Origin of the sequence: Virgibacillus sp. M23 (assembly GCF_034190895.1) — a bacterium.
Lineage (GTDB): Bacteria > Bacillota > Bacilli > Bacillales > Amphibacillaceae > Virgibacillus > Virgibacillus salarius.
On record NZ_JAWDHA010000092.1, the window covers coordinates 1 to 11,397 of the forward strand.

Consider the following 11,397-nt stretch of genomic DNA (forward strand, 5'->3'; position numbering starts at 1 on the left):
TAGCGGAGACTAATTACGTAGACTCCTGCGGGAATTGCGCGAGCCGAAAATCCACTTTGCAACGTGTTCTTCTTTGCAAAGTTAGTTGAGGCCGTGCCCTCGGAAAGCGAAGTAATTAGTCGGAGCACCAATATACATCTAACATTTCAAAATAACTACTTGGCTTAACGCAGTCATTGCACCGATTTTATACTTTCTTAACTTAGTACAAAAAAACATTCATTTCCCTTAAAGCAACAGAAGAGGGTTTTTTAAAAGGAGGAAAGACTCCAGCGAAAAGTGGGCAACCAAAGCGCGTACGCCTGACAAAATAGTGAAACGCTTTTATAAAGTGAAACTTCAATCAGTGGGGATTTTGTATACCCTCACTGATTGTTCGTACCACAAGGGTATGATCTAAAGGCCTTTAAACCAATCGGACATTTACTGGCAGTCGATCCCCACTTATCCATATTGGGTTCATCATTGCGTGAGGTGGGGGCTTACTGCCTATTATATGTAAGATAAATCCAGAGGCAATCCTTACAAGCTGAACTGAGATACTCTCTATGACATGATGAATGGTGTAAGCTATATCATTTTCTTGAAGTTTGATTTCTAAATCTAGCGGCAAAATTATTTGATTCATGTTATAATGTTTAAACATAAAAGGATGCCTCCGATTCTGTTATGGTGTGGTTACTTTAACTTTATCAGAAGGTATCCTTTTTGCGTACAAAAATTATTAAATTAGATAAAAAAGTGTCACACACCAATCAACTGGTGCGTGACACTTTTTTATTCTACTGGGTTTTGTCCCAGCCTCTTGATCCATTATTTTTTCGCTTCATTTTGTTTTACTGCTGCTCCAATAAATCCTTTAAATAACGATTGAGGTCTTGTTGGACGGGAGGTAAACTCCGGATGAAATTGACTAGCAACAAACCATGGATGATCTTCAATTTCAATTGTTTCAACAAGTCGACCATCTGGACTTGTACCAGAAAAGACAAATCCATGTTCTATCATTTGGTCACGATACGCATTGTTAAACTCGTAACGGTGTCGATGTCTTTCTTCAATAAATTCTTCACCATCATAAGCTGCTCTTGTTTTCGTATTGTCTTGAAGCTTGCAAGGATATATACCTAACCTCAATGTACCACCTAAGTCAGAAACATCTTTCTGCTCTGGTAATAAATCAATAATTGGATAAGGTGTACTCGGATCAATTTCTGCTGAATGTGCTCCTTGCAAATCCAGTACATTACGAGCAAACTCAACTGTTGCTAGTTGCATCCCTAAACAAATTCCCAAAAATGGGATTTTATTTTCTCTAGCATATTGAATAGCTACAATTTTCCCTTCTATACCACGATCTCCAAATCCTCCCGGAACTAAGATACCATCTACATTTTCTAAAGATTTATGAATCGTTTCCTGATCTAGCTTCTCAGAATTAATCCAATGTACATTAATATCTGCATCATAAACAAAACCAGCGTGTTTTAATGCTTCGACAACGGAAATATATGCATCCGGTAATTCAACATATTTCCCAACAAGTGCGATATCCACTTTTTTGGATAAATTACGTACTTTAGATACAAGCGTTTTCCACTCTTCCATATCTGCTTCTTGGCAATCAAGTCCAAAATGACTACATGTTAGTTGATCTAATTGCTGTTCCTGCAAGGAGATAGGCACTTGATATAGCGTATCTGCATCTCGCATTTCTATAACCGCTTTTTCATTAATATCACAGAATAAAGCAATTTTTTCCTTCATTTCTTTGCTAATCGCACTTTCTGTACGTAATACAATTACATCAGGTTGAATTCCTAGCGAACGTAACTCTTTAACACTATGTTGGGTAGGCTTCGTTTTCATTTCACCAGCAGCCTTAATATAAGGAACAAGCGTACAATGCAAATACATTACACTATCTCTTCCTACATCCTTCTTGATTTGACGAATTGCTTCTAAAAATGGCAAGGATTCAATATCACCTACTGTGCCACCGATTTCGGTTATCACTACATCTGCACCTGTTGCTTCACCGGCACGAAAAACTTGCTCTTTAATTTCATTAGTAATATGTGGAATGACTTGAACTGTTCCACCTAAATAATCGCCTCTGCGTTCTTTACGAATTACACTCGAATAGACTTTACCGGTTGTTATATTACTATATTTATTCAGATTAATATCAATAAATCGTTCATAATGCCCCAAGTCCAAATCTGTTTCCGCGCCGTCCTGGGTTACATATACTTCCCCGTGCTGATAAGGACTCATCGTTCCAGGATCAACATTAATATATGGGTCAAACTTTTGAATAGTTACCTTTAGACCGCGATTTTTCAACAAACGTCCCAAGGAAGCAGCTGTAATTCCTTTCCCTAAAGAAGATACAACTCCTCCAGTCACAAATATATACTTTGTCATCGTCTTTCCCTCTTTCTTTACATGATTTTCTTATCTTGATTTGTTAAATGAATGGGTAAATGATGGGTAGCTTTATCTATTACATTTATCTTGTACTTATCTGCTGAAAAATAATAAAAGCGCCTCCCCAAGTTGGATGGGGAAACGCTTCGATAATTAAAATAAAAGAGCCCAATTTAAATTGTACTGATCCAGCTATAAAAAGTCAAGCTTACTTCAAATCCATTATTTAACACTTTTAACGCTCTAACTCTTCATTATCGTCATCGTCTTCTTCATAATCCTCATCATTTTCATCAAATTCTTCATCGAATTCCTCATCAATCTCTTCATCCATATCATCGATATCAAAATCGTCTTCAAAAATCTCTAGATCATCTTCTACAACATCTAAATCATCTTCTACATCTTCTTCTTTTTTCTTCTTCGCTTTTTTCTTCTTTTTAGGTGCGACGGTAACTTCTTCATCCATTTGCTCTACAGGATACCAGCGTTTTAATCCCCACATATTTGAACCAGTAGTAATAAAACGACCATCTACGTTCAAATCCGTATAAAATTGGGCAATATTAGCTTCTTTTTCTCCGTCTGTAAATCCTTTTAATTCTGCTATCTTATCAAATACGTCTTTAAAATGAAAAGCTTTTTTCTCATCCAAAAGAATTAAATTAGCTACTTCAATCATAGACATATGTTGAATTTCTTCGTGGCTATAATTTTTCAAGCTCACGGTAACGCACTCCCTTTACTTGTATATTGATGGCTTATTTTGCCTAATTTAACTATTTGTTTATTGAATAAGTATTTCTAGTAGTCTTCCTACTACCTTTAACCATACCATACATTATAAACAAATATACAGGGTTTATGCTAGCAATTAAGCAGAAAAAATATGAAGCTTTTTACGGTTTCACTATTTTTTAATATTTAGAAGTCTAAAAATAGCATACATATGCAGTAGTACTTTTTTGTAAATCTTGATATATTGAATTTAAGAAGTAATCGGTGATGGATTTATTCCGAAGCAGTTATACTGCTCATCAAAAAATGGATCTGTCTATCCATGTACTCTTCAAGCGTAAATTGTTTTTGTAGCATCCATCTTCTAAACCCCCACATTTGTCCTTGTATAAAAATATTATTTGCTAGCAATTCTCGATCTCGCTGAGAAATTGAACCGGGAAAACAAGTAGAGATGACACGCTCAAGCATAGATACCATGTCTCTTTCCTTTTGCAATACATATTCTTTTATCTCTTTTTCTAAAGATTTCACTTCCTGATACATAATAAGTACTTCTTCTTGCATTTCATCCATTAATCGGAAATATGAACGAATTGCATTTTTAAAATGATCCACAGACGAATTATTCAAATCAATCTGCGCTTCTAAACGTTCAGACACCTGCTGATAAATAGAATCACATACAAGAAATAGCACATCTTCCTTCGTCCTAATATATTCATATAAGGTTCCAATGCTGAAGCCTGATGCCTTAGCTATTTCTCTGGTCGTCGTACGATGAAATCCTTTTTCTTTAAAAAGCGTCATTGCACCTTTAATCATTTGATTTCTGCGCTTTTCTACTAACTCTTGATCTTTTATGGAAGAAAGAATGGGATCCATATTCTTCTTCACCTCCTACTTCTACCGATCTACTTTCCGGAAGTTATCATTCTTCCTATTACTAAGCGTTGTATTTCATTGGTACCTTCATATATTTGTGTAATCTTGGCATCACGCATAAACCGTTCAACTGGATAATCTTTCGTATAGCCATAACCACCAAATATCTGAACCGCTTCAACCGAGATCCGCATCGCTGCATCCCCTGCAAACAGCTTTGACATGGCCGAAGCTTTTCCATAAGGCTGCCCCTCCGACTCTAGCCAGGCAGCTTGATAAGTTAAAAGTCTTGCCGCTTCTATCTCCGTTGCCATATCTGCAAGTTTAAAGGAAATACCCTGATTATGAGCGATAGGCTTGCCAAATTGTTCTCTTTCTTTTGCATAAGCGGCAGCAGCATCTAATGCTCCTTGGGCAATACCTAGCGCTTGTGCAGCTATTCCATTGCGTCCTCCATCTAGCGTTGACATTGCAATTTTGAACCCTTCACCTTCACTACCTAACAGATTCTCTTTAGGAACTCGACAATTTTCAAATACGAGTTCTGTTGTAGGTGAGGAACGTATACCTAACTTCTTTTCTTTTTTACCAAATGTAAAGCCTTTTGTACCTTTTTCTACAATGAATGCGCTAATTCCTTTATGTTGCTTATCTGCATCTGTTTTTGCAAATACGATATAAATATCTGCTACACCACCATTAGTAATCCACACCTTGTTTCCATTTAAAACAAAATGATCCGCTTCTTCCTTTGCCGTGGTTTTCATGGAGACAACATCACTACCAGCCCCTGGCTCAGACAGTGCGTACGCTCCAAGCGCTTCACCTGTAGCTAGCCGTGTAAGGAAATTCTTTTTCTGTTCTTCATTTCCATATTTGTAGATTGGCCAGCTCGCCAATGATACATGCGCAGATAGCGTAACTCCTGTCGAAGCACAAACACGGGAAAGCTCCTCTACAGTAATGACATAACTCATGTAATCTGCGCCTATTCCTCCATATGCTTCTGGCCAAGGTATCCCCGTTAATCCTAGTTCAGCCAGTTTATGAAAGATTTCTCTATCAAACCGTTCTTCTTCGTCACGTTCAGCTGCGGTTGGTTCAACCTCTTTTTTGGCAAATTCTGCAACCATTTTTCGCAGCATTTGCTGTTCATCTGACAGTTGAAAGTTCATTACTGTCCCCCCTTAGTTATTAAGTAGATGTTTGGCAATTACGATATGCTGTATTTCACTAGTACCTTCATAAATCTCGGTAATCTTGGCGTCTCTAAATAACCTTTCCACAGGATAATCCTCGGTATAACCATAACCACCATATATTTGCACTGCCTCAATGGCATTTTGAACAGCAGCCTTCGATGCATATAGTTTTGCCATGGAAACTTCCTTCCCACAGTCGTTCCCCTGTTCAACAAGAGAAGCAGCTTGATAAACAAGTAACCTTGCAGCTTCTGATCGAGTTGCCATATCAGCTAATTTAAAGGAGATTCCTTGATTATCTGCAATAGACACACCAAATTGTTTTCGTTCCTTTGCATAATTTGTTGCATATTGCACAGCTGCTTCACCTATACCTAAAGCTTGAGCTGCGATTCCAATTCTTCCAATATTTAAATTATGCATGGCTATGTTAAATCCTTCACCTTCTTTTCCTAGCAGCTGCTCTTGTGGTATTTCGCATTGATCAAATGTTAAAGAAACGGTATTAGATCCATGTAATCCCATCTTTTTTTCTCTTTTCCCAATGCTTAATCCAGGCGTGTCTTTCTCAACGATAAAAGCGCTTATATCCTTCTTTCCATCGCCAGTACGAGCAAAAGTGATATATGTATTTGCTTCTCCACCATTTGTGATAAAAATTTTTGATCCGTTCAATATATACTTGTCTCCATGTCTTACTGCCCTTGTCCTTAAACCACTTGCATCTGAACCAGCACCAGACTCCGTTAATGCAAAAGCACCAATATATTGACCAGATGCTAATTTTGGTAAGTAGTACTGTTTTTGTTTATCAGTCCCAAAATAAAGAATTGGATTTGTTCCCACAGAAGTGTGGACAGATAGTATAACACCAATGGTTGCACTAACTTTTGAAATTTCGTGAATGGTTTGAATATAGGATGTGTAATCCATTCCAGCTCCGCCATATTCTTCTGGGATTGGGATACCCATTAACCCTAAATCCCCCATCTTCTTTAAGACTTCTCGTGGAAATCTATCTTCTGCTTCCATCCGTGGGATTTCTTGAACGATTTCTGTTTCTGCGAAATCTTTTACCATTTTACGTAGCATTTTTTGCTCTTCGGTTACCTGTACCATTAGTATTCCCCCTTTTGTCGATTCATGTTGAATCAGTTATACACATAAAAACCTTTTCCTGACTTTTTCCCAAGCCAACCAGCTTTGACATATTGTCTAAGTAACGGACAAGGGCGATACTTACTATCCGCAAAGCCTTCATGAAGAACTTCCATAATATATAGACATGTATCTAAGCCAATAAAATCTGCAAGCGTAAGTGGCCCCATCGGATGATTCATTCCTAGTTTCATAGATGTATCAATATCCTCTACGGAGGCTATACCTTCATATAATGTATAAATGGCTTCGTTAATCATCGGCATCAAGATTCGGTTGGAAACAAAACCCGGAAAATCATTGACCGCAATTGGTGTTTTACTTAATTTCTTCGCCATATCTTCAATGATTTGGTAGGTTTGATCACTTGTTTGTAAGCCGCGAATAATTTCAACGAGCTTCATTACCGGAACAGGATTCATAAAATGCATACCGATAACCTGCTCCGGTCTGTCTGTTACTGCAGCTATTTCGGTTATTGGTAAGGATGAGGTGTTAGACGCAAGAATCGCATCGGCGGGAGCGATGACGTCTAATTGGCGAAAAATGTTTGTCTTTACCTCCATATTCTCAATAACCGCTTCAATAATTAAATTAGCTTTGGAAGCATCCTGTAGCGTTTCTGATACAGATAAGCGTTGTAGCGTTTCCAATTTTTCTTGCTCTGTTATCCTTTTTTTTAGCACAGACCGATCCAATAGCTTCTGAATCGTCTGCATCCCTCTTTCCAATGCAACAGCATTGTTATCATTCAATTGTACTTTGAGACCTGATTGTGCACACACCTGTGCAATACCTGCTCCCATTTGTCCTGCGCCAACTACCATAACTCGTTTAATTTCCATGTTTTACCTCCTTTAGAATCCCTTTGTATATACGTTTATTGCTATTACTTCGGTACCTCAATCAATATTGCATCCCCTTGGCCACCGCCACTACAAATAGCAGCAATACCTAAACCACCGCCTCTGCGTCTTAATTCGTATATTAACGTTAAGATAATTCTCGCTCCGCTCGCTCCAATTGGATGTCCTAAAGCGACCGCTCCTCCGTTCACATTTACCTTCTCCTTATCAATTCCTGCTATCTTTCCACTTGCTAACGAAACTGCCGCAAAAGCCTCATTGATTTCAAATAAATCAATATCATCCTTTTTATACCCTGTCTTCTCTAGCAGCTTATTAATAACAAGCCCTGGTGTTTTCGGAAAATCTTTCGCAGGAACAGCTATTTCTGTATGCCCTTGGATGATTGCAAGTGGTGTTTTTTCCAGTTCCTCAGCTTTTTCATCTGACATTACCACAAAGGCACAAGCACCATCGTTAACACCAGGAGCATTCCCAGCTGTAATCGTTCCATCCGTGTCAAAGGCAGGTCTTAACGTACTTAATTTTTCTAGACTTGTATCTTTCCGAGGGGCTTCGTCCGTATCAACGATAACTGCATCCCCTTTACGCTGAGGGATTTCTACTGGAATGATTTCTTTAGCAAATTTCCCTTCCTCTATCGCTTTAACTGCACGTTGATGACTTTGGTACGCCCATTCATCCTGCTCTTCTCTAGTCAATTCGTACTCTTGAGCTGTTGAGTTTCCATAAACACCCATATGAACACCCTTAAAGGAACAGGTTAAGCCATCGTGGACCATCATATCGATTACTTTCTTATCACCCATGCGATTACCCCACCGAGCATCAGGAAGAATATACGGGGCATTGCTCATACTCTCCATTCCTCCAGCTACAATTACTTCTTCATCACCTAGCCGAATTAATTGATCAGCTAGTGTTACACTACGTAATCCAGAAGCACATACTTTATTAATGGTTTCTGTTTTTACCTCCCATGGAATACCTGCTTCTCTTGCTGCTTGACGAGATGGTATTTGTCCTTGTCCACCTTGCAAAACATTTCCCATAATCACTTCATGAATATCTGCGCCATTCATATCCGCACGTTTTAATGCTTCTCCAATTGCCTTACCGCCAAGTTGCGATGCCGTTAATGGCTTTAACGCACCTCCAAATTTACCAAAAGGCGTTCTTGCACCTGCGATAATTACTGATTTTCTCATCTTAAAACATCCCTTCTTTTTTTGATTACGCTTTCTTTATGATTGAACGCTCGCTCAAACAATCTTCTAATAAAAAGCTTGGCATAACCTCCAACCAAGACGCGACGTTGCTTTTCATTTATTGGAAAATAGAGGAGGATGGCTCCCCCTCACATTTCTCTGAGTAAACCGTTGCTTTTCCATAAATATAATAAACGTAATATATAACTAGCTGCTTAAGCACTCTTTACCTCTTCTTCTCTAAACACAGATAACGCAAGTATTTCTGCTACATCCATCGTGCTAATATCCTCTTCTACTTCTTTTGCTTTTGTACCATCACTTATCATTGTTAAACAGTATGGACATGCACTAGATATCATGTTTGGCTGTACTGCCATCGCTTGCTCCGTACGTGCTACATTAATTCGGTTACCGGTTGTCTCCTCTGACCACATAAGTCCCCCGCCAGCACCACAGCACATACCATTCTCCTTGCTGCGATTCATCTCTACTAATTCTAATCCTGGAATGGAACGAAGTATTTCTCTAGGAGGATCATACACTCCGTTATATCTTCCTAAATAGCATGAATCATGATAAGTTAGACGCTGATTTATTTCACGTTGTGGTTCAAGCTTTCCATTTAGAACTAAATCATATAGTAATTGCGTATGATGGTATACTTCAGCTTCAAATCCAAAATCAGGGTATTCATTTTTAAAAATATTATAAGCATGTGGATCAATGGTAACGATTTTCTGAACATTATTTTTTGTGAATTCTTTAATGTTCTTCTCAGCAATTTCCTGGAATAAAAACTCATTTCCTATTCTCCGAGCTGTGTCTCCTGAATTGGCCTCTTTATTGCCTAAAATTGCAAAGCTTATACCTGCTTGATTCATTAATTTAGCAAATGCAATAGCAATTTTTTGACTTCTGCTATCATAAGCCCCCATTGAGCTTACCCAAAATAAATATTCAAATTCCTTATCTTCTTTCTTCAACTCTTTTACTGTAGGGATATATACTGCTTCATCCTGCTCTCGCCACTTGATTCGATCTTTTTTAGACAGTCCCCAAGGGTTTCCTTGCCTTTCAATATTCATCACCGCACGTTGGACGTCCTGATCCATTTTCCCTTCCGTCATAACAAGATAGCGGCGCATATCAATAATAGTTCCTACATGTTCATTATTTACCGGACACGCATCCTCACAATTTCGACATGTCGTACACCCTGATAATTCTTCTTCTGTAATAACGTCTCCGATAAGACTTGCGCTTTGAACCGTTGCTGCTGCTTCATTATCTGCACTTGCACTGTTTCCTTGAGTATTTGAAAAAGCATATGCAGGAACCCATGGTGATTTACCAGTAATAGCTGCGCCCTTCTCCGTCAAATGATCACGTACTTTAATCATTATGTCCATTGGTGACAGCATTTTTCCTGAACCAGCTGCAGGGCATACATCTGTACATCTACCACACTCGACACATGCGTAGAAGTCTATCATTTGATGCTGCTCAAAATCTTCTACCTTGCCTACGCCGAAAGAAATCTCTTCTTCGTCTGCTTCTTCATCCATATCAAAATCAAGTTTTTTTAGCTTGCCTGGTACACGCTTACTTAAAAACACATTTACAGGCGCAGCCAATAAGTGAGCATGTTTAGATTGTGGTACATAAACTAAGAAAGTTAGAATTGTAATTGTATGCACCCACCATGCTATATAAAATAGTACCATTGCTACCGTCGGTGTAATCCATCCAAATACTAATGCTATGGAACTAGCAATTGGCTCAGTCCAAGTCGGATCATGTCCATGCCATAGAAGTGCCATTCCATTTCCAAATAACACGGAAATCATTAAAGTCCCAATAAATATTAGCACTAGTCCCGCTTTAAACCCTCGCTTCAGTCGGACAAGCTTTTCCATATAACGGCGATAAAATGCCCATGCTACTGCGACAAGAATCATTAATGTAACTAACTCTTGGAAGAATACAAACCCTGGATAGAATATACCGAGTGGTAAGTGATTGTCCGGAGATAGCCCTTTTATAAACATATCAATAGCACCGAATTGGACAAGAATAAACCCATAGAACATCATGACATGAATAATACCGGATTTTTTATCCTTTAATAATTTTGATTGTCCAAACACAATTTTTCCAATTCTTCTGAATCTTTCTTTGAAATCACGATCAAATTCTGATTTTCTGCCTAGCCTAATATAGGCTACTCTAGTTGCCACAACCTTAACGAATAGGTAAATACCATAGATTGTGATTGCTACAAAGGCCAATGCGTTAATAAGCAGAAATGTTTCCATTCATTCGCTCCCCCTAATCATGTAGTAATCTATTATAATGTGAAATTTTCATTGTTACTAACAATGAAAGATTTATAACCACCATGATAGCGATTCCATTTTTCAGAAAAATAACTTCATTTAAAATCTTATGTATCCCTACTATAAAATATGAATGATCATTCAGTCAACCTTTTTTTGCTATAGGCGATTTCACCTTCTGTTTCACTATGCAACAGTATATAGGTTAGAATGCAGGTAGATAGTAATAGATCAATGCTATCTTAATTATTCCAAATAAACATACTATTCACAAGTATCAACTCCAATAAATCAAAATCTCCTCTTTGCTTCCGCGGAAGTTGGAATGTTGCCCACGTAATGCGAAGTGTATATCCCCTGCAGGGTCAGGATTGCTGTATAGAGTAAAGCTTCAATCATTTGGGGTATTACTGCCAGCTATATGTGGGATAAAGAATTAAGAAATCGCTCAGTCCTTATCACTAAATGCTCAGATTTACGCTTCCTCTAGTAGCTATTATGGAATAATAGCTACTGCTTGACCACCACTCCGGCTGCCCACTTCCCTTTCCGTGGGGTTTGTCCTTCAGCT

9 protein-coding genes are annotated in these 11,397 nt (G+C 38.3%); all 9 read right to left on the minus strand.

Annotated features, from left to right (window positions below):
- Window positions 1-406: 406 nt before the first annotated feature.
- Window positions 407-646 carry a hypothetical protein gene (locus tag RVS70_RS20580; RefSeq protein WP_026681804.1) on the minus strand — a complete coding sequence of 80 codons (240 nt, stop codon included), beginning with the start codon at window positions 644-646 and terminating at the stop codon, window positions 407-409.
- A gap of 167 nt (window positions 647-813) precedes the next feature.
- Window positions 814-2,427 carry a CTP synthase gene (locus RVS70_RS20585; RefSeq protein ID WP_026681805.1) on the minus strand — a complete coding sequence of 538 codons (1,614 nt, stop codon included), beginning with the start codon at window positions 2,425-2,427 and terminating at the stop codon, window positions 814-816.
- A gap of 238 nt (window positions 2,428-2,665) precedes the next feature.
- Window positions 2,666-3,157 (minus strand): DNA-directed RNA polymerase subunit delta, encoded by a 492-nt coding sequence (gene rpoE, locus RVS70_RS20590; RefSeq protein ID WP_026681806.1) that lies wholly within the window; start codon window positions 3,155-3,157, stop codon window positions 2,666-2,668.
- Window positions 3,158-3,441: 284 nt separating this feature from the next.
- Entirely contained in the window at window positions 3,442-4,053 is a 612-nt protein-coding gene (locus tag RVS70_RS20595; protein WP_034679226.1) for a TetR/AcrR family transcriptional regulator, read from the minus strand.
- Between the two features lie 29 nt (window positions 4,054-4,082).
- Window positions 4,083-5,228: an acyl-CoA dehydrogenase gene (locus RVS70_RS20600; RefSeq protein WP_026681808.1), complete on the minus strand. Its 1,146-nt coding sequence runs from the start codon at window positions 5,226-5,228 to the stop codon at window positions 4,083-4,085.
- A gap of 12 nt (window positions 5,229-5,240) precedes the next feature.
- Window positions 5,241-6,374 carry an acyl-CoA dehydrogenase gene (locus RVS70_RS20605; RefSeq protein ID WP_026681809.1) on the minus strand — a complete coding sequence of 378 codons (1,134 nt, stop codon included), beginning with the start codon at window positions 6,372-6,374 and terminating at the stop codon, window positions 5,241-5,243.
- A gap of 32 nt (window positions 6,375-6,406) precedes the next feature.
- A complete protein-coding gene (locus RVS70_RS20610) occupies window positions 6,407-7,258 on the minus strand; it encodes a 3-hydroxybutyryl-CoA dehydrogenase (protein WP_166530103.1) in 852 nt (283 codons plus the stop codon).
- 44 nt (window positions 7,259-7,302) lie between these two features.
- Window positions 7,303-8,487: an acetyl-CoA C-acetyltransferase gene (locus tag RVS70_RS20615; protein WP_121603964.1), complete on the minus strand. Its 1,185-nt coding sequence runs from the start codon at window positions 8,485-8,487 to the stop codon at window positions 7,303-7,305.
- Window positions 8,488-8,702: 215 nt separating this feature from the next.
- Window positions 8,703-10,805 carry a (Fe-S)-binding protein gene (locus RVS70_RS20620; protein WP_026681812.1) on the minus strand — a complete coding sequence of 701 codons (2,103 nt, stop codon included), beginning with the start codon at window positions 10,803-10,805 and terminating at the stop codon, window positions 8,703-8,705.
- Between the last annotated feature and the right edge of the window lie 592 nt (window positions 10,806-11,397).